Below are 18,927 nucleotides of genomic sequence, written 5' to 3'. Positions count from 1 at the left end.
CGGCGGGGGGCCGAGCACGCCCCCCGCCTCTGTTTCTCTTCGATTCCGCCATGGCAGGCTTGGCGTCAGCCATCCACCGGAAGACTACGGAGTATGCAACCGTGCCCTTGAAGAACCCCCGCCGTTTCCGCTGGATCATCTGGGCCGGAGCCGGGGTGATCTGTCTGGCGGCAGCCGTGACCGGCTGGATGGCTCTGGACAGAGTGCACACCGACGACGGGCCTGTAAACAGCGACGTATTCATAAGCAACCGCGGGCGTACCCTCACCACCGTCACATCCTGGATGGACTGCGAGGACAAACCCGATCTCCAAGCTCACGAGTCTGCCCACGGCATCGCGCTGACAGAAAAGCGCAAATGGCATGGTCAGCGTCAGTCCAGTGATTCGTGCCACAACCCGCATGGCGGCCTGATCAGCACCTCCCTCGACAAGCCCGTGGGCGACAGGAAAATCACCGATGGGGTCACCGGCGATGCCATCATTACCTTCGACGACACGCACTTCCCCTACCCCCGATACCTGCCATCCGGCTTCGCGCCTGCGGATAAGGCCATCGGCCCCAATAACCCCCTAGGGCTGCCGAACCCGGTGAGTAACAAAGACACATGGACCTACACCTATCAACGCAAACCAGGCAAGGGCGGGCAGGCCGGCGCCCTGAGTATCACGGCGGACGCTGGCGAAACCACACCCACACAGGGGACTCCGATGTCCTTCAGCGGCCATGCTGGCCGGCTTCAGAAGACGTCAGACCCGTCGTGGACGGCAGTGTGGACCCAGAACGGATACACCATCACCGTCTGGACCGACGACCCGTCCATGACTGACGCCGAGTTCCTGCGAATTACGCAGAGCATGAGGAACTAAGTGGTCCGCTTCGGAAATCCTTCGGGGGTTGACTCCGGAGCCGATCGTGGGCATGTTCGCCGTCAGGTGTTGAGGGCGGTGAGGTGGAATCGGCAGGCGCATGACGGGGTCAGGACAGCGTCGTGCGGGCCTCGCCGATCCACGTAAGGTCCGCCTCGGCGCGGTTGATCGCGAACCGTGCGGTCAGGCTGCGGCCGGCGTGGTCCGCGTACTCGGCAAGGAGTTCCTGGCACAGCACGAGGGTGTTGCGCAGTTCCGCCTCCCACTGATCGAGCTGTCCGAGCAGGTGCTCGGCGCTGGTGTGCTGGGCGAAATGCATCTGGATCTGCAATGGTTGACGGGCCCGTTCGGAGACCGTGTTGAAGCCGTCTAGCCAGCCTCGGAAGGCGTGCAGGCCAGCGTCGGTCGCGGTATAGACCCGCTTGTCCGGCACCGCCTCCTGGACGACGTGCTGCACCGTGGCATGTCCGCGATCCACCAGTTTGGGCAGCTCGGCATAGATGTGCGACCGGGTGATCGGCCAGAAGTAAGCCACCGCCCTGGACGCCCGCGTGCCGAGCTCGTAGCCCGAAGCGGGACCGTCCAGCAGTAGGCCCAGTACGAGATAACCGCCGACTGACATGAGCACCACCCTAGTCCAGTCTTGACTATCCGCCAATAACGGCCTACCGTCCAAGCCTACTCAAGTCTGGACTAGTCAGGGGTGGACATGATGGAGCGACAGCAGACGATCGCCGACTACGCAGCGGCGTGGAGCGGCAACGGTGCCGAGACTGTCGCGGCGGCCTTCGCCCGCTGCTGGACCAAGGACAGCACCTACACCGACACGATGACCGACACAGTCGTGGGCGTCGAGGGCATGGTCCGGCTCGTCCTCGGCATGACGGAACGGTATCCCGGCTTCACCCTCCGCCCCACCAGCGGCCTGGACACCCACCACGGCGTCGGCCGGTTCAGCTGGCTGATGACCGCGCCCGACCCCATCGTCGCCGCAGGCGTGGACTACGGCCGGGAACTGCCCGGACTCGACTTCGTCGAGTTCACCCCGGACAACCGGATCGCCCGGATCGTGGGCTTCTTCGGCTGAGCGAGCGGGATCAGCCCCAGTCGACGACCCAGGTCGTCTATTGCGCTCCAGGCGGTCATGGTGCCGGAGGTCAGCGCGGGTGGCCAGCGGCTGGGCGAGGATCGACCGCATTGACTCCAACACGGGCGCATGGCCGACGATTGAGCAGTCGCCGGGCGTCCCGGACACGGCGTATTGGCCTACCCAACTTGCCTGTTGCCCCGGCTGTCGAGATAGCCCTGAGCGCCGCCGAGCGTGCGCAGTTGAAGAAGATGGCCCACGGCCACAGGACCGAGCACCGGCTGCGGGTGCGAGCGCAGGTAGTCCTGCACGCGGCACGCGGGCGCTCCAACGCGCATATTGCCCGCGAGACGGGCCTGCACCTGGACACGGTCCGCACCTGGCGCGGCCGGTTCGCTGAGCACCGCCTGTCCGGCCTGGCGGACCGCAGGCGCAGCGGCCGCCCGGCTTCCTTCACCACGCTGCAGACAGCCCAGGTCAAGGCTTTGGCCTGTCAGTTACCCGCCGAGAGCGGGGCTCCGCTGTCGCGCTGGAACTGCCCGGAGCTGGCCCGCGAGGTGGTCGCCCGGTCCATCGCCGGATCGATTTCTGCCTCGACTGTGCGGCGCTGGCCCAAGGCCGACGCGATCAAGCCCTGGCAGCACCGCTCCTGGATCTTCATCACCGACCCGGACTTCCGCTCGAAGGCGGCCCGTGTCCTGGACCTGTACGCCCGCACCCGGGACGGCAAGCCGCTGGGCGCGGACGACTACGTGATCAGCGCGGACGAGAAGACCTCCATCCAGGCCCGCTGCCGCTGCCACCCAACCCTCGCACCCGGCCAGGCGAGAGCGATGCGGGTCAACCACACCTACGGCCGCGGCGGAGCCCTGGCCTACCTGGCCGCCTACGACGTCCACCGCGCGAAGGTGTTCGGCCGCTGCGAGCCCACCACCGGCATCGACCCGTTCATGGCCCTGGTCGCCCAGGTCATGGTCCAAGAACCCTACGCCAGCGCCAAGCGGGTGTTCTGGGTCGTGGACAACGGCTCCTCCCACCGCGGCAACAAGGCCGCCGACCGGCTGACGGCCGTCTACCCGAACGCCGTGCTGGTCCACACTCCGGTGCACGCCTCCTGGTTGAACCAAGTGGAGATCTTCTTCTCCGTCGTGCAGCGCAAGGTCGTCTCGCCCAATGACTTCACCGACCTTGCTCAGGTCGGGGACCGGCTCCGAGCATTCGAAGACCGCTACAACGCCACGGCACAGCCGTTCCAGTGGAAGTTCACCACCACCGACCTGGACGATCTGCTGGCCCGACTCGACCGACACACATCCGCCGACCGACACCACGAATCCTCCATCGCCCTGGCAGCCTGATCAACCCCCGAAGGACTTCCAGAGCCGACCACTAAGGGGCATCGACCGCCAGAGAGGAGAAGGCTCTCTTCCCTTACAGGGAAGAGGTGTCGGCGTCGGTTCCCGGGATACCCAGGGCATCTGACCTGCGAAAACAGTGACCACCACGCCAACGGCGCTGGTACCTGCGTGAGTACCCACGCCGGTACCCACGCCGGTCCTTACGCCGGCACTCACGTTGGTACCTACGCCGGTACCTCTTGCGGCCTGCCAGCGGCACGCGCCCGGCTCTTGATGAGAGCCGGCAAGAGGTCCGGGCAGAGGAGGCGATCATCGGAGTCGGCTGCCCATGGCTTTATGACGACTCACGCGGGAGGAACCTGCCGCGACGGGATGTCGATGTCGACGAGAGCGAGCGGGAGGCGGCACGCCCACCGCGGTCCGGGCGACGGCGTAGATGCCGCGCCGCCGATCCCCTGGCCCCGTAGCCAGCGCCTTGTCCTCGGCCACCCGAACTCCGATGCCGCGGCAGGCGGCGGAGCGCTCCCCCGGCGGTGGGCGGGGCTGTCCATCGTCGTGAACAACAGTGGCGCCTCGTCGCCCACCTTCCGGGCCTGGCTGAGGGCAAACCAGAGTCCGGTCGGCCGTCCAGCCAGGCTGTGTTCGAGGGCCTGAGCGTAGTGGTCAGCGATCAGCCGGAACGCCACCCGCCAGCGCTTCTTACCCGCGCCGGCATCCCACTCCGGATACCGGTATACCGCGGGCCAGTCTCCCGATCGGCACAGGGAAGATGCCCCGATCACCGGCTCTCCCCTGCCTCGTGCCCCTTGCGGATGCCCCGGGCGGGTGTGGATACCCCCGTGTCGGCCACTCCGGTGATTTTGCGGATACCCCTGTGTGACCTGCGACATCTCCCGTTCTGGGGCAAGCGGTTGGGCAAGGGGCGGTGGCGATGGTGCACGGCAGTTGATCCGAGAGGAGCCCTGCCGTGGACGCCGCATGGGACGTGAGTGTGTTCAGCCGCCTGAACATCGAATGGGAATGGGTGTGCGCCCAGAGCGGTAACGCGCAGCGTGTCCGCGGCTGGCTGATGGACGCTGGTGTCCTCGACACCGCCAAGGCGCCTGAGGATCTCGGCGCGCTGATGGACGCGCTGGAGGAACGCTCACTCCGCGAGGGCCACCAGTTCTCGGACGAGTGGCTGGGCCTGCTGCTGCAGCTTGCCGGACAGGGGGAAGAGCTGGCGGCGCGTGTGGTCGTGCAGGCCATGCTGCCGGCCGCGGTTCGGATGGCAGCCCGTTCGGTACGGACGGGCGAGCAGTTCAGCGAGATCTACCAGGTCGTGGCCGCTGCGCTGTGGCAGGCGGTGCGCTCGTATCCGGCCCGGAGGGCGGCGTGGCAGGTGGCGCGGCATCTGCGGCTGGAGATGTGGCATCACACGTCTCGGGATCTCAAGCGGGAGTTCGCCTCCTCGGGCGTGCTGCTGGACGAGGGTATTGCTGCGGGGCTGGCTGATGACTGCGACCCGGCGGCGGAGGCGCATGCAGGCCTGCTGGAGGTAGCGGCGGCGGAGGCCGGTCTGGTCGGCGGTGTCGACGGGGCGCGCGGGGAGCTGGTCGAGCTGCTGGTGTGGGCGCTGGATCAGCAGGTGCTCTCGCACGATGCGGCGGTGGCGATCGCGGACCACTACCGCGAGGACGGGCCGGACGACCGTAGGGCGGCGCGGGCGGCGGGGATGAGCCCGGCGGCCGTGCGGCAGCGGCGCAGCAGGGCCGTGCGGCAGTTGCGTGACGCGGCCCCCCGATGGGTGGTGGCGGCGTGAACTGGGCTGGCTTTTCAGAAAGTTCAGGCTGTCCTGTCACATCGCGCGGGCGGCGGCTCCCCTTCCTTGCGTGTACGGGCGTGGTGCCCGTGAGCGGGGTCGACGCTGGGAGAGGAGCGGCGAAGCCGGTGGAGAGGGACCGTCAGACACAAGGAACGGACGGCGGTGCGCCGTCCGGGGAGCAGGAGGAGCGGCTGCGGCAGCTGGCGGCGATCCGCCGGCGAGCCACGTCGGTGGCCGTTGCGCTGGTGCGGGAGCCGTTCTCGGCCTCCACGCACGAGCGGATGCGGGATTTTGTCGCCGAGGACGCCGATGAGGCGCTCGCGCTGGCCCAGGAGCTGGTCGCGCTGCCGGAGGACGTGCTGCGGGGGTGGATGGACCGACTGTGCCGTGACGGGCGGCGGGTCGCGGATCCGCGCCGTGCGGGCACGGCGGGCGGCTGGGGCGCCGGTGGTGAGGGGGCTGCCGGATGAAGGCGTGGCGCAGGCCGCCGGGTGAGGCGGACCAGGAGGGGGGCCAGGTCCCCGAGGAATACGCCGCCGAGGCGGGGGCGGGGTCGGGCGGGAAGCGGGCCGGGTGGGTGACGGTGTCCCCGGGGGCCGTGGCCAACGTGAGTGCGGTGCTGCGGTGGGGGGCGTGGCTGCTGCTGATCGCCGGTCCGCTGCTGGCGGTGGCCGCGTTCCTGCGCCCCGTCACCGCCGTGGGGGCACCGGTGCCGGCGCCGAAGTCGTCGGTGGTGGTGCGGGATACGTCGGGGCCGGCCGGGTTCGCGCAGCTGTATGTGGCCGCGTATGTGGAGGCGGGCAAGGGGAGTGAAGCCTCCCTTGCGCCGTACTACCCGCGAATGCGCGACATCTCGCTGCAGGCGGAGCCCGGTGCGCAGCACGCCGGCCGTCTGGCGGCGGTGCGGGTGACGCAGGTGGCGCCGGGCTACTGGTCGGTGACCGTGGCCGCCCTGGTCACCTCCTCGTCGAAGGCTGCCGCCGTCTCGGACCAGAGCGCGCAGGGCGGGGGCCAGGCCGAGGCCGGTCCGGTGCTGCGCTACTTCCAGGTGGCCGTCAAGGCCGCCGGGTCCGGTGGTGGGTATGAGGCTGTCGCGTTGCCTGCCGAGGTCGGTGCCCCGGCCACGAGTGGCGCGATGCCGCATCTCGACTACGGCACCCCTGTTCCGGCGGACACGCATGACCCGGCTGTCGCGACGATCAGCGAGTTTTTGGCCGCGTACCTGACCGGCGGCGGGGAGCTGGACCGCTACCTGTCCCCCGGCACCTCGCTGGCCGCGGTCTCGCCGGCCCCGTACACGAAGGTGACGATCACGCAGCTCGCTGAGCAAGGCGGCGACTTCACCGAGAACGCACCCACCACTGAAGGCGCGCGGCGGCAGCTGCTCATCGACGTCGACGCGACTGGAGCCGACGGCCAGGTCAGGCCCCTGACGTATGCCCTCGCGCTCAAGGCGCGTGCCGGGCGCTGGGAGATCGCCGCCGTTGAGGCGGCTCCCCGGCTGAACACCACCTCGAAGGAGAACCAGCAGTGAGCAGCATCGTCATGGCCGTCGACACCCTGACCAACGTCAAGCTGATCGGCGCGGACGTCAAGGACATCCTGATCAACACCGTCGTGCCGATCCTGGGGATCTGGTTCGTGGCAAAGACCTGGAAGGAATCCGGGTCCCCGCTCAAGACGGGCGTCGCTCTCATCGCCGCTGGGGCGATCTGGTGGGGCGTGCTGAACATGACGCTCCTGCGGGACCAGACCGGCGAGACGTGGAACCACAACGGCACCAAGGCGGCCGCCCAGGTCACTGCCCCGGTCGCCGTCGGTGGTGAGGGCCGGTGAGCGCGCCTGAGTCGGCAACGCCGGCGGAGGGTGTGGACACCCTGGTGGGCCGCTGCTACACCAAGGCGCGCCGTCACCCGCTGGTGATCGGGCGGTGGCCGGGCGGCGGTGTGCTGTGGGGCGGCCCGTACTCGGTGCCACAACTGATCGTCATGGTGGGCTCGTTCGTCGCTCTGATCCTCTTCAGGTCCCTGTGGGCGCACTTCGGGGTCGTGCTGAACGTGATGTTCGCCTTCGCGGTGCCCTACGCGCTGGGCTGGACGGTGCGCCGGCTGAACGTGGACGGCCGCAATCCGCTCGCGGCCGCCGGCAGCTTTCTTGGGCTGCTGACCGCGCCGGCCGCCGGCCGGCTCGGCGGGCGACCGCTGAAGACGCTGGACCGGGCCCGCCCGGTACGCGGCGTGTGCACCGTCACCTGGCAAGAACCTGCTGCCCTCCCCCGGTCCCCGGTCGTCGTCCGGCCCACGGTGCAAGCGGGCGGCGGCATGCAGGCGTTCGTCGGCGAGCCGGGGGCCGCCGGGAGCGCCGGGCCGGAAGCGGTGGTGGAGGCGGCGAAGCCACGGGTGCTGTCCGGGGTGGGCGCGCTCATCGCGGCACGGGCCGCCGGCAGTGGACACGAGATCGAGAAGGGCTGAGTTCAGCGATGCAGATTCCGGTGCGGCACCTGAGCGGGAACGTGGTGTGGAGCGTCCACGGCCAGGTCTGGGCCGTCTGGCGGGTCGAGGGTGAGGGCCAGGCGCACGTGTCGCGCCGCGCGAAGATGCAGCGGCTCGCCCTCATCGAGTCGCTGGTGAAGTCGTTGCGCGGGGAGGCGATGCTGCTGAGCCTGTGCCCGCAGGTCAACCCGGCCACCGTGGTGGAACGGATGATCTCCGGGATCGACATCGACGCCTCACCTGCGTACGAGCAGGTGGCGCACCGCACGCTGGACCAGCTCGAGCAACTGGAGCTGACCGGCCGCACCGACTGGCTGGCCGTTCCCCTGCCCACCACACGGCGTCAGGCCGTCGTCGATGCGATCGGCGCCGCTCGGTTCGAAGTCGCCCTGCAGTTGGGGCTGTTGCCTGCAGCGGTCTGCGTGCGTGAGGAACTCGCGCGGCTGACCCAGGCGGCGGACCTGGCCGCGACATGGCCGTCGCAGCTGCGGCTGCGACCGGCCACCGAGGCAGAGATCCTGTGGATCTACGGGCACGCCACCCGGCGCGGCCTGATCGAACCGCTGCTGCCCGAGCCCGGCCAGCAGCAGGTCCGTGGCCGCGGCCGCGGTGCGGCCGCGCTCGGCCAGGCCGTCCTCGTCGAAGGAGGCCACCGCCTCGCCCACGATGGCGAGGAAGGTGCTACGGAGGGCCGGGGCCGTCGCAAGCGGCGGGCGCGTGTGCAGATGCGGGCGACGAACCCCTTCGCCCACCGGTGGCTCGAGGTGACCACCGAGTTCGGCCCCTCCTACCAGGCGCTGCTGGCGCTCGCGGAGATGCCCGAGTCCTTTTCCTTCCCGGGCAGTGAGTTCCTCACCAGCCTCGACCAGTTCGCCTTCCCCGTGGACTGGGTGGTGCGCCTGGCCGTCGAGGACGGCGCGAGTGCCGAGGCCAAGTCGCGGCGCCAGGCCCGCGAAGTCGCCGGCCAGTACAGCGAGTACGACGGCGAGATGGCCGGCGTGCCGGCATCCGTGGACAAGGCTGCTGAAGGGCTGGCCGAGTACCGCGACCGGCTGACCTCCTCCAAGAGCGAGGTGGAGGTCCGAGCCATGGGCGCGTTCGCTGTCTGGGGCGGCACACCGGACGAGGCCGAACGCAGAGCGACCGAGCTGCAGAACTATTTGGCCGGCGGCGAGTACACCCTCGCCCGTCCGCGCGGCGAGCAGGAGAACCTCTGGTACGGGATGCTGCCCGGTGCCCGCACCCCGAGGGTGATGGCCCAGTACGCCCAGTTCCTCATCGCCCGCGACTTCGCGATGTCCGGGCCGTTCTCGGGCAGTTCGCTCGGCGACGACACCGGCCCGCTGTACGGGCTGCAGCTGGCCGGCGGCGGAATCCGTCCGGTGCACGTCGATTTCACCCGCGGCCCGCGCAAGAAGACCTCCGCGTCCGCCGCGTTCCTCGGCGAGCTGGGAGCCGGAAAGAGCTTCGCGATGAAGGCGGCCGTCTACTGGATCCTGGCCGCCGGCCGACGCCACAGCATCCCGGGCAGCCGGGGCCGCGCGGTGATCGTGGACCGCACGCCGCAGCAGGAATGGGTGCGCTTCGCCTCCGCGTGCCCGGGCACCACCCAGGTCATCCACATCACCCGGGACGCGTCCGTGTCCCTGGACCCGCTGCGGCTGTTCGCGGGCAAGGAAGCACAGCGGTTCACCGAGTCGTTTCTGACGCTGCTGCTGGGCATCTCGCCGATGGAGGACGACGGCGCCGCGCTCAGCGAGGCGATCGAGACCGTCCTGGCCGGCCCGCATCCGTCGATGCGGGTGCTCGCCGAGGAACTCGCCACACGGGGAGCGGAGGACCCGGCGTCCAAGTCGGTTGCCCGCCGGCTGATGGCAGTCAAGCGCAAGGACCTGGCGCGCGCTCTGTTCGACGAGACGCTGCCCGTCGTCGAAGCCGATACCGCCGACACCGTCGTCTTCTCCGTCGCCTCGCTCGCACTGCCCAAGAAGCGGGAACTGGAAGGCGACCGGCTGGCCAAACTGGAATGGGAGAAGATCTTCGGCCGCGCCGTGATGTACCTGATCGCCGCCCTGTGCAGGAAGATCGCCTTCGAACGCCGGGCAGAGTTCTGCACCGCGGTGTGGGACGAGTGCTGGTGGCTGACCTCCTCGCCCGAGGGCCTGGAGCTGCTGATCGAGCTGCTGCGCGACGGGCGCAAGCACAACGCCGGCGCACTGCTGGGCTCCCATGACCCCTACGACTTCGGCATCAGCGACCCGGAACTCGGCACGATCGTGCGCGGCCTGCTCCCCAGGCGCCTGCTCTTCCGCCACACCGACGCGGTCCTGGCCCGCCGGAGCCTGGAGTTCCTCGGCCTGGACCCGAACGACGCCGACCTCGTCACCGAGGTCACCACTCACCTGTCCCCGATCAACGTCTCCGACGACGAGCAGGCCGCGCGTGCCGGCGAGTGCCTGCACCGCGATCTGCTGGGGCGGATCGGCGGCATGCAGGTCCTCATCCCCCACGACCCGCGCGTGGCGGACGTCATCCACTCCGACCCCGAGGCGGCGATGACGGCATGACCAGAACAGGAGCGACCGCCGCGCCGGAGGGCAAGGCGCCCACAGGGACAGTGGGCTCGCGGGTGGCCCGCTGGCTGTCGCCGGGGCGGACCCTCGGCGCCGGGATCGCCCTGCTGCTCACCGCCGCGGTGGTCTCGCTCGTTCTGGCCGGCACTGCGGGCGCCGCACCTGCCCCCACCTCCATCCCGACGCCGTCATCGTCGCTGTACACCCCGGGCCTGGAGACACCTATCCCCGGATTGCTGCATCCCCCGTCCCCACCCGCCTCCGCCCCTGCTCCCACCGCCTCCGCCTCCGCCTCCGCCAGCGCCGGCGTGGGCGCGGGCTCGGGCTCGGGCTCGGGCTCGGGCGACGGTGCCCACGACAACGGCAAGGAGACTGCAGCGCAGAAGAAGGCCCGTGAGGAGGCGGAGAAGAAGGAGAAGGCCAAGGAGGCCCTCGACGCGTGGAACAAGCGGGTCGACAGGTACAAGGCCGACCGGCGCAACGGCGGTGTGCTGTCCGCGTTCGAGGTCACCGACCGCGACGGCAACCCGGTCTCCTCCTACCGCGTCTACGCCGACACCGGCAGCTGGACGGACTGGGACCTCAAGATCGAGTCCTTCCTGGTCGACATGATGTTCCTGGGCACCAAGTACGCGGTGAGCTTCGCGTGCTTCCTGCTGGCCTGGTCCCTGGCGTTCAAGATGGCCGGACTGCTCCTCAAGCCGGCCCTGACGATCTCCAACGCCCTGTATGCCAACGTCATCGTGCAGATCGGGCTGCCCGGTCTGTGCCTGACCTACGCCGGCACCGTGGCCGCCTGGCATCTGATGTTCGGGCGCCGGGCCCGCGGCTGGGGCGAGGCCGCAGCCTCCCTGGTCATCTCCGCCCTCGCTCTGACCACCCTCGCCGCGCCGCCGCAGATGCTGCTGTCCGAACAGCACGGCGCCGTCGGCAGCGCCCGCAGCCTGGCCGTCGACGTCGCCGCCCTCATCCTCGACAACGAAGAGGCCATCCACACCCCCAAGACCACCACCAACAGCGGCATCGACGACTCCGTCCCCGCCGGCACCAGCGCCGGTGACCAGATCCGCTCCAAGGCCTCCGCGCTGGCCCGCCCGATCACCGACGAGCTCGTCGACGCCTTCGTGGTCCGCCCCTCCGAGCTGCTCTCCTACGGACAGACCTTCGACGGCAGCTGCGCCACACAGTTCCGCGCCTCCCGCATCCAGCAGGCAGTGGCCGACCAATGGCTCGACGACACCCTGCAGTCCGGATCCGACGCCGTCAGCAAGAAGATCCCGTGGATCGGCGACACCGTCGGCGACATCCTGACCGGCGCCACGTTCAGCACCAACGAGATGATCAAGGAGAAGGTCAAATCCGTCGGCCCGGTCTCCAAGTTCGAGAAGGCCTGCGTCAAGGGCGATGTCACGTCGCTGAAGAAGGCCTCCATGGACAAGGTCGGCGGCGCCTTCTTCATCCTGCTCGCCTCCCTGCTGGTCTGCGTGTTCATCGTCGGCGTCGACTGGATGTTCCTCTACGCACAGATCTGCATCGCCAAGGAAGCGATGATCGCCAAGTGCGCCCTGGCCATCGGTGTCCTGCCCGGCCCCGGACGGTCCTGGCTGTGGAACCGAGCCACCACCGTCCTGCGCTACCTCGCACTGATGGTCCTCGCAGTCGCCTCACTCGCCGTCCTCATCATCGTCATCAAAGCGATCCTCAACGCCCCCGAGAGCGACCTGCCCGGCGGCGTGACCATCCGGTTCGTCGTACTCGACATCGTGACGATCTCCGCGTTCAAGTACCGCAAACAGCTCGTCCGCGGCGGAGAGAGCCTCGCCCTGCGCGCCCGGACCCGCCTGGGCACCAGCGTCTTCGGCGGCAGCGCCCCCACCGGCCTGGGCCGGCCCGCTCCCCAGCGCAGGCTCGGCCGCCGGCTGCTGGCCGGCGGCATGATGCTCGGCGCGCTCGCCGCCAGCGGCGGCGCCTACGGCTACGCCCGCGGCAGCACCGCCCTCGCCGCCCGCCTCGCCCGCGGCACCGGCCGCATGATCGGCGGCACCGCCCGCCTTACCGCGAGCGGCACACGGGCAGCCGTCAGGGGCGGCCTGACGCTCGGCAGGGCCGGGCTGAAATCCACGGTGGGGCTTCCGGTGTACGGGCCCAGGGCAGCGCGCCGGACCGGCGCAGCCCTGGCCGCCATACCCGGGCACATCACCGGCACCGCCCAGAACCTGCAGCAGCGCCTGGCCGGCATCCACCACCAGTACGCCCCGCCCGCACAGCAGTTCGTCGGCGAGTACGTACACAATCTGCGCAGCGTCGGCCGCCTCATGCGCGGCCGACGCCCCCTCGGCCCCTACACCCCACCCCGCCAACCCACACCCGGTCCGGCGGCAGCAGGACGGCGGCGGGCCACGACGCCTGCGGCCACACGGCCGCCGCGCCCGACCCCGCTGGCCGTGCCGACCCCGGCACGGCGCCGTCCCGTACCGCCGCGCGTACCGCAGCCGGCCGCCAGCCCAGCCCAGGCGGCACTGCAGGTACGACTGCACCGCATCCGCAACCGCACGCCCGCCCCGGCCCGCAACAACGTCCGCCCAGCGGCGCCTGCACCCGCAATACGGCGCACTCCGCCCCCCGTTGGGGTCCAGCCGGCCCGGACGGTTGCGACCGCCGACCGTCCCCGCCCACTCGTGCCGGCGCCTCCGCCTACCCCGCGAGGCATCGGAGCACCACGGACCTACACCCCTGAGGATGCGGCGGCGTTCCTGCGTCACCGAGCCGAACAGCACCGCCTGGCACAAGAGCGCCGCGCGAACCAGCCCTCCCAACCCAGCGGCCCCAGCACCTTCATCCCCGACGAGCCGTCATGACGGGCACGCGCAAGGCACTGCTCGTCTCCGGCGCGGCACTCGCACCGCTCGCCCTCGTCCTGGGCATCTGCATCCTGTTCGTCGCCGCCGTAGCCGGCGGAGCCGCCGAGCACCAGGACGAGGCCAGCGACGCTACGGCACCGGGCGAGCAAGGGACGCCCGCCAAGGTGAACGGGGTGGACGCGGTCATGCTCGCTGCCTACGGCCGCGCCGCCCAGCAGGTCACCACGCTGCGCCCGAAGTGCACCGGGATGCGGTGGTCGGTAGTCGCAGGAATCGGCGAGGTCGAATCCACCCACGCCGCCGGCCACACGATCGCCGCAGGCGGCGACATCACACCGCCCATCATCGGGCCCCGGCTCGACGGCAGCGGCACCGGCGGCAACACCACCCCCGTCCACGACACCGACCACGGCCGCTACGACGGCGACACCCTCTACGACCGGGCGGTCGGCCCCATGCAGTTCCTGCCCTCCACCTGGGCCGGCATCGGCCAGGACGGCAACAACGACGGCATCAAGAACCCCAACAACGCCTTCGACGCCGCCCTTACCACCGCCGTATACCTGTGCGGCACCGGCCCCAACGACCTGAGCAACGACGCCCAACTACGCAAAGCGATCCTGCGCTACAACCACTCCGACGCCTACGCGGACAAGGTCACCGGCTACATCCACCAGTACGACACACTCACCCCCGCCGCCACCACCGGCAACACCGACGTCGGGGGAACCGCGGGCGCCGTCATCGCGGCCGCCCTCAAGGAGCAGGGCATCCCGTACGTGTGGGGAGGCGGCGACACCAACGGCCCCACCAGCGGCGGCTTCGACTGCTCCGGACTCATGGTCTACGCCTTCTACCAAGGCGCCCGCATCACCCTGCCCCGCACTTCACAGGAGATGCGCAGCGTCGGCACCGGCGTCTCCCGTGATCAGATGCAGCCCGGCGATCTGATCGTCTTCAACAACGACGGCGGCTGGGGCCACGTCGGCCTCTACCTCGGAGACGGGCAAATGGTCAACGCACCCCGCCCGGGCAAGACCGTGGAGACCACCGTCGTCTCAACGGGCTACTGGACCCGCTACGACTGGGACGTCAGGCGCGTCCTGTAGCCAAATGTAGGTTCCGATTCAAGTTGTCACTGTCCGAGCGATCTGTCTTCAACTTGTCGGTTTGGAGCCGTCGTTGCCAGCTACTGGCTGCGGACGTGGGCCTCACAGTCGCCCGTGCGCCCCACTCATTCGGCCGGTTACCCCTGGTCGGAGACCGACACACCGGCTTCCGATCGGTTGCCCCTCTTCCGCGCCGACGCCGACAAGTGATCGGACAGTTCGCTTGGACAACTCCCCTGATACGGACGGCCACCCGAAGTCGCTGGTCAGTGCATCGCAGAACCACAAGTCAGGTCAGGACCTGCACCCCACGTAGGTTCCGGTTTGATCTGCGCCAGACCCTAGACTCCCGGCGAGACGTCACGGAACCAAGTGAGTGCACTGCCCAGGCGCACCCACAGCACTCCTGCACAGATCAGGAGTGTTCCGGCCGCAGCCACGGACACCGACGCCGCCCATCCCTGTCCGGCCGACACCCCGATCATTGCCACCATCACGAAGCTCATGCCCCACAGCTCGCGATGGCGCCGCTGACGCCATTCGACCGTTCTATCGAGCCTGGCACTGGCGCGTTTGACTGCGACATTGCACAGGCCCGCCAGCACGATCATGAGCGCGAGCGCAGCCGCGGCGCCGACCCGCACCGTACCCGGCGTCTCGCTGCCGGTTCCCGCGGCTGTGGTGGCCGCCACGGCCGACGCGCCCTGCAGCACCAGGAGTGCGAGCTCCGCCGCGAGCAGCCGTCGGCGGGCATGGCGCACGCGTGCCGGAACCCACTGACGCAGAAGTGCCAACGCCTCAGCGCGCACCGGAGGTTGCGGCCCGGGACTCTCCACGAACTCGGCCAGCACCTCGGCGGCTCGCCTGCGCACCGCGAGGTGTCGCGCGAGGTCCCGCACTGCACGAAGACCTTCGTATTGAATCACTTCACGCGGATCAGCGAGCAGAGCAACGGCCCGCTGCCACTGCGCTTCCTCTATCACTCTCCCCATTCAACCCCACACGCCCATCAGCGGGGGCCAGCCGTGATGCATCGAGAAGAACACGACAGATCGGCTGGACAAATCCGCTGGCAATCCGGCCGGACAACCACCCGGAGCCGCAGGTCAGCACAGTGCCCGACGACAAGTTCGATCGGAACCTACAGTAACGTCGCCGCCCTGGCGTGGTTATTGCACGCGCGCCGAAATGTCCAGCCCGGCCCTAGGGCGTGTATCGGAAGTGGATCAAGGCGTGGGTGACGGCTGGTCATGGTCCGGAGCTAAGATCACCGGCCTGACACCGACCTGAGGAGGCGGACGAATTGACCGCCTTGGTACTCGTTCACGGCCTGTATCACTGTCCCGAGCACTTCGCCGTGGTGGCGGATCGCTTGCGGACCGCAGGAACCGAGGTAGTCGTTCCCGAGCTCCATCGGGGCTCGTTGCCCGCTGACACAGCGGTGGTGCAGGCTGCCATCGACTCACTGCAGGAGCCTCCGGTTGCGCTCGGTCATTCCTACGGCGGGTCAGTGATCGCCGGGGTGCGCGGAGCGGGACACCTGGTCTATCTGGCGGCCTTCGTGCTGGATGACGGCGAGAGCGCGGCCGGTCTAGGCGCAATGCCAGTGACATAGGGGTCAATTCGACCGTCTCGCCTGCGGAAACACTGCCCTCCGGCGGCCCCGGCAGCCGCAAAGCCACCGGCATTGCGCCTAAGCGGCGTCCGGCGGGGTGTCCATGACGTTCCGCCCCTCGTGGGCTTGGTGATCCGTCCGACGCAAAGTGGGCCCGGCTGGAGCGACACCTGGCTGGGGCGTGTCGTATGCCGCGGGCATCGCACACGCCCCAACTGCCATGCGTGGACCTCGTGTACGCGCGGGGGGTGTGCTGCGGGCGCTCGTGTTGTACCTATGGTCTGGGGTGAAACAAGCAGCCATTCTGGCGCAAAACCAGCGTTGGGTATCCGATTGCCCATGGCAGCCGGTGAGGCGCCCTGCGCCTCCGGAGGCTGGCGCCGGTGTAAAAGGAGGCTGATCGTCAATGATCCGGCAACGCCTACTCGCCCTGTTCGCGACGCTCGCCGCGATGGCATCCATGGTCCTCGGCCTAGCGCCGGTGGCCCACGCCGCCGTCGTGGATGTCGCCTGCGTCGGGACGACCCAGGTCAACTACTCTCCGGGGTTGAAGATTCAGCCCAGGTCCGTCCACTTCATCGAGAACGACCTCTACACCACCTGCACGTCGTCGGATCCCACGATCAAGACTGGCAGGACGGTGATCAGCTTCACGACCGTGCTCTCGTGCCTCCAGCCGCTGCGCACCGGCACGGCTCCCAACCCCATCACCTGGAACAACGGCCAGACCAGCGATCTCCTCCTCAACTACGGCGCCACCTTCGCCGACGGCCAGAACATCCTGGTCGGCAACGGGATCGTGACAGACGGGGAGTTCCAGGGTGACTCCGCCAAGGTGGTTCTCACGTACGCCCAGCCGGACGTAACCGAGTGCCTTTCTCCGCAAGGGGTGACCAACCAAATCGGCACAGCCACCGTGACGATCAACGGTTCATGACCCCTCGGCGATCACGGGCGCCTCGGAGCGGGATCCGGGGTGCCCTGCCACATCGTTCTGCCGGGTTTCAAAACCTTCGTCAGTCTTCTAGGCCCAATACCAGTGGCACAGGGTCCAGTTCGACCGTCTCGCCTGCGGAAACACTGCCCTCCGGGGCCCCGGCAGCCGCAAAGTCACTGGCATTGGGTCTAGGCGGGGCGTCCCCGCAGCTCCGAGACGCGATCAGCCCGGAGCCCGACGGCTCGACCAGCCTGCACCCCGACCGGGCTGTCGACATCCTCTACACAGACTGCCCCGAACCTCTCGCCGCCTGGGCGGTTGGCCTACTGCGTGCGCAAGCACCCCGGCTGCGGACGAGGAGTCCCAGAGCACCACAGCTGGAAGCGCACTCCCTCCACCTACGTCGTCTGCGCACAAGACCGGGCCATCAACCCGGACCTGCAACGGAAGATGGCCGCGCGCTACACCGACGTGCGCGAGTGGCAGACGGGCCACTCCCCGTTCGCAGGACAGCCCGATCTCGTCGTTGAACTCCTGCAGGAACTGCTCGCCACCACCATCCCGCGCAGGCGAGATGAAGGAGTCACAGCCACTCGTTGATGGCTGCGACGAGCACGGTCGCTTCGTAGCGGACGCCTCACAGTCGTACCGGGTGGCGACTGCGCGGTGCCTCTTGAGACGGTTGATCCCGCACTCAACCGCGTGACGCTCCTTGTAGTCGGCCGGGTCGAAATGCGGCGGTCGACCGCCGCGGGAGCCGAGCTTCTGGCGGTTGCGCGCTTGGTCAGCCTTGTCAGGGATGGTGCAGCGGATCCCGCGTCGGCGCAGGTAAGAGCGGTTCTTTCGAGAGGCGTATGCCTTGTCAGCCCGCACGCGATTGGGACGGACGCGCGGTCGGCCCGGCCCGACGCGGGGCACGCGGACCCTTGCCAGCACGGGCTCGAACTGCGGTGAGTCCCCGCGCTGTCCTGCCGTGACCACGATCGACATCGGCTTTTGGCCCTGCTCGACAGCAAGGTGCAGCTTGGTGGTGAACCCGCCGCGCGATCGTCCCAGTCCGTGATCACCAGGCTCGGCGAACACGCCACCCGGCGGTTCCTTCTGCAGGTCGCCCTGCTTGCGGGCCCCGGCTGCATGCTGGTGGGCGCGGCACACCGTGGAGTCGACGCTCAGGTCCCACGTGATCGCACCCTCCGCATCGGCCAGGGACTGGAGCCGGGTGAGGATTCGATGCCAGGTTCCGTTCCGCTGTCATCGGCGGAACAGGTCGTAGATCCGTCCCCACGGTCCGTACTCGACGGGGACGTCCCGCCACGGAACACCTGTCCGGACCCGGAACCGTATGCCGTCGATCAGTTGCCGCCGAGGCCAGACGGGCGGCCGCCCCGCCCTCGTGCCTTTCGGCAACAACGGCGCCAACACCGCCCACTGTTCGTCCGTGAGATCTCCCCGCCCCATGAACCGAGATCATTCACAGCAAGATCGACTTTCGACACACGCCCTAGTAGTGCTTGGTCAGGTTGGTATCGGTTCTGGCATGTTGCGGTGACAGGTGGGGCAGGCGCCGGTCCAGACCGCGAGGAGTAACTGCAGTTCACGGACGACCCGGTAGAGGGTCAGGCCGGCGCCGTCTCTTTTGGGGCCCGGGTGATGCGCTGGAGGGTGCAGAAGGCGTGTGCGACGGAGACGAGGGTGACGTGGTGGTGCCAGCCCCGCCATGTGCGGCCCTCGAAGTGGGCCAGGCCCAGGGCCTGCTTCATCTCGCGGTAGTCGTGCTCGATGCGCCAGCGCAGCTTCGCGGTGCGCACGAGGGTGGCCAGCGGGGTGTCGGCGGGCAGGTTGGACAGCCAGAACTGGACGGGTTCGGGCTGGTCGGCGGGCCATTCGGCCAGCAGCCAGCGCACCGGCAGCTCCGGGCCGTCGGCTGCCTTGCGGATCTCGCGTCCGGCGGGACGGATCCGCAGGGCCACGAAGCGGGAGTACATGCGCTTGACGCCGCTGCGGCCGCTGCCGGGCCGGGAGCCTTCCCGCCACTGCACCGGCCGGGCGGCACCCTTGCCGGCCGCGAGGACCAGCTGCTTCACGCTTGGGGCCGGCTCGGGGTAGGCGGGCCGGGGCCTCGGGCCGCGGCCGTTGTAGGGCGGGATGTGCGGCCGGGCCTGTTCCGGGTGGGCGGTGGTCGTGGTGGAGATGCCGACCGCGTAGCCGAGTCCGCGTTCTTC

The 18,927-nt window shown here is 69.3% G+C and carries 15 protein-coding genes and 3 pseudogenes; 14 read left to right on the top strand and 4 right to left on the bottom strand.

Translation table 11 applies throughout. From position 1 onward, the window contains the following. Positions 1-101: 101 nt before the first annotated feature. Complete coding sequence (locus IE277_RS40185) at positions 102-869, top strand: hypothetical protein (RefSeq protein ID WP_229882337.1); 768 nt, start codon at positions 102-104, stop codon at positions 867-869. Positions 870-978: 109 nt separating this feature from the next. Here the strand turns inward: IE277_RS40185 and IE277_RS40180 are convergent, their stop codons facing one another. Continuing rightward, entirely contained in the window at positions 979-1,491 is a 513-nt protein-coding gene (locus IE277_RS40180; RefSeq protein ID WP_188316492.1) for a PadR family transcriptional regulator, read from the bottom strand. Positions 1,492-1,578: 87 nt separating this feature from the next. Here IE277_RS40180 and IE277_RS40175 point away from each other — a divergent pair, with 87 nt between their 5' ends. From IE277_RS40175 to IE277_RS40130, 10 genes are all read left to right on the top strand, one after another. Further along, a complete protein-coding gene (locus IE277_RS40175) occupies positions 1,579-1,956 on the top strand; it encodes a hypothetical protein (RefSeq protein WP_189958683.1) in 378 nt (125 codons plus the stop codon). Between the two features lie 188 nt (positions 1,957-2,144). After that, positions 2,145-3,314, top strand: a complete 1,170-nt coding sequence (locus tag IE277_RS40170) for an IS630 family transposase (protein ID WP_229882336.1) — start codon at positions 2,145-2,147, stop codon at positions 3,312-3,314. Positions 3,315-4,281: 967 nt separating this feature from the next. Then, a complete protein-coding gene (locus tag IE277_RS40165) occupies positions 4,282-5,115 on the top strand; it encodes an RNA polymerase sigma factor (RefSeq protein ID WP_189958682.1) in 834 nt (277 codons plus the stop codon). Between the two features lie 128 nt (positions 5,116-5,243). After that, a complete protein-coding gene (locus tag IE277_RS40160) occupies positions 5,244-5,588 on the top strand; it encodes a hypothetical protein (RefSeq protein ID WP_189958681.1) in 345 nt (114 codons plus the stop codon). Further along, positions 5,585-6,652, top strand: coding sequence for a conjugal transfer protein (locus tag IE277_RS40155; RefSeq protein WP_189958680.1), 1,068 nt, complete (start codon positions 5,585-5,587; stop codon positions 6,650-6,652). Before IE277_RS40160 ends, IE277_RS40155 begins: the two co-directional genes overlap by 4 nt. Beyond that, the gene (locus IE277_RS40150) at positions 6,649-6,954 is read left to right on the top strand and encodes a hypothetical protein (protein WP_189958679.1); all 306 of its coding nucleotides are present in this window, start codon (positions 6,649-6,651) and stop codon (positions 6,952-6,954) included. The genes IE277_RS40155 and IE277_RS40150 overlap by 4 nt, the downstream gene beginning before the upstream one ends. Beyond that, on the top strand, positions 6,951-7,589 hold the full coding sequence (locus IE277_RS40145) for a hypothetical protein (RefSeq protein ID WP_189958678.1): 639 nt from the start codon (positions 6,951-6,953) through the stop codon (positions 7,587-7,589). The genes IE277_RS40150 and IE277_RS40145 overlap by 4 nt, the downstream gene beginning before the upstream one ends. An 8-nt stretch (positions 7,590-7,597) precedes the next feature. Beyond that, positions 7,598-10,177, top strand: a complete 2,580-nt coding sequence (locus IE277_RS40140) for an ATP-binding protein (RefSeq protein WP_189958677.1) — start codon at positions 7,598-7,600, stop codon at positions 10,175-10,177. Then, positions 10,174-13,041, top strand: a complete 2,868-nt coding sequence (locus tag IE277_RS40135; RefSeq protein WP_189958676.1) for a hypothetical protein — start codon at positions 10,174-10,176, stop codon at positions 13,039-13,041. Before IE277_RS40140 ends, IE277_RS40135 begins: the two co-directional genes overlap by 4 nt. After that, positions 13,038-14,153 (top strand): C40 family peptidase, encoded by a 1,116-nt coding sequence (locus IE277_RS40130; RefSeq protein WP_189958675.1) that lies wholly within the window; start codon positions 13,038-13,040, stop codon positions 14,151-14,153. Before IE277_RS40135 ends, IE277_RS40130 begins: the two co-directional genes overlap by 4 nt. Before the next feature lie 341 nt (positions 14,154-14,494). On the opposite strand, the gene IE277_RS40125 is transcribed toward IE277_RS40130, so the two are convergent. Next, positions 14,495-15,136, bottom strand: coding sequence for a hypothetical protein (locus IE277_RS40125; RefSeq protein ID WP_189958674.1), 642 nt, complete (start codon positions 15,134-15,136; stop codon positions 14,495-14,497). 320 nt (positions 15,137-15,456) lie between these two features. Between IE277_RS40125 and IE277_RS40120 the strand changes: the two are divergent. From IE277_RS40120 to IE277_RS40110, 3 genes and pseudogenes are all read left to right on the top strand, one after another. Then, positions 15,457-15,750, top strand: a pseudogene (locus tag IE277_RS40120) (alpha/beta fold hydrolase); the annotation flags it as partial. Between the two features lie 424 nt (positions 15,751-16,174). Next, positions 16,175-16,705: a hypothetical protein gene (locus tag IE277_RS40115; RefSeq protein ID WP_189958673.1), complete on the top strand. Its 531-nt coding sequence runs from the start codon at positions 16,175-16,177 to the stop codon at positions 16,703-16,705. Positions 16,706-16,884: 179 nt separating this feature from the next. Beyond that, positions 16,885-17,305, top strand: a pseudogene (locus IE277_RS40110) (alpha/beta fold hydrolase); the annotation flags it as partial. Here IE277_RS40110 and IE277_RS40105 read toward each other — a convergent pair. Next, positions 17,289-18,163, bottom strand: a pseudogene (locus tag IE277_RS40105) (IS5 family transposase). The pseudogenes IE277_RS40110 and IE277_RS40105 sit on opposite strands and share 17 nt — an antisense overlap. A gap of 158 nt (positions 18,164-18,321) precedes the next feature. After that, a partial coding sequence (locus tag IE277_RS40100; protein ID WP_189958672.1) for an IS701 family transposase occupies positions 18,322-18,927 on the bottom strand: 606 nt, incomplete at its 5' end.

This window comes from Streptomyces alanosinicus (genome assembly GCF_014650595.1).
GTDB classification, from domain to species: domain Bacteria; phylum Actinomycetota; class Actinomycetes; order Streptomycetales; family Streptomycetaceae; genus Streptomyces; species Streptomyces alanosinicus.
The sequence above is the reverse complement of the archived record's forward strand: the minus strand, read 5'-3'. Positions and strand labels throughout refer to the sequence as shown.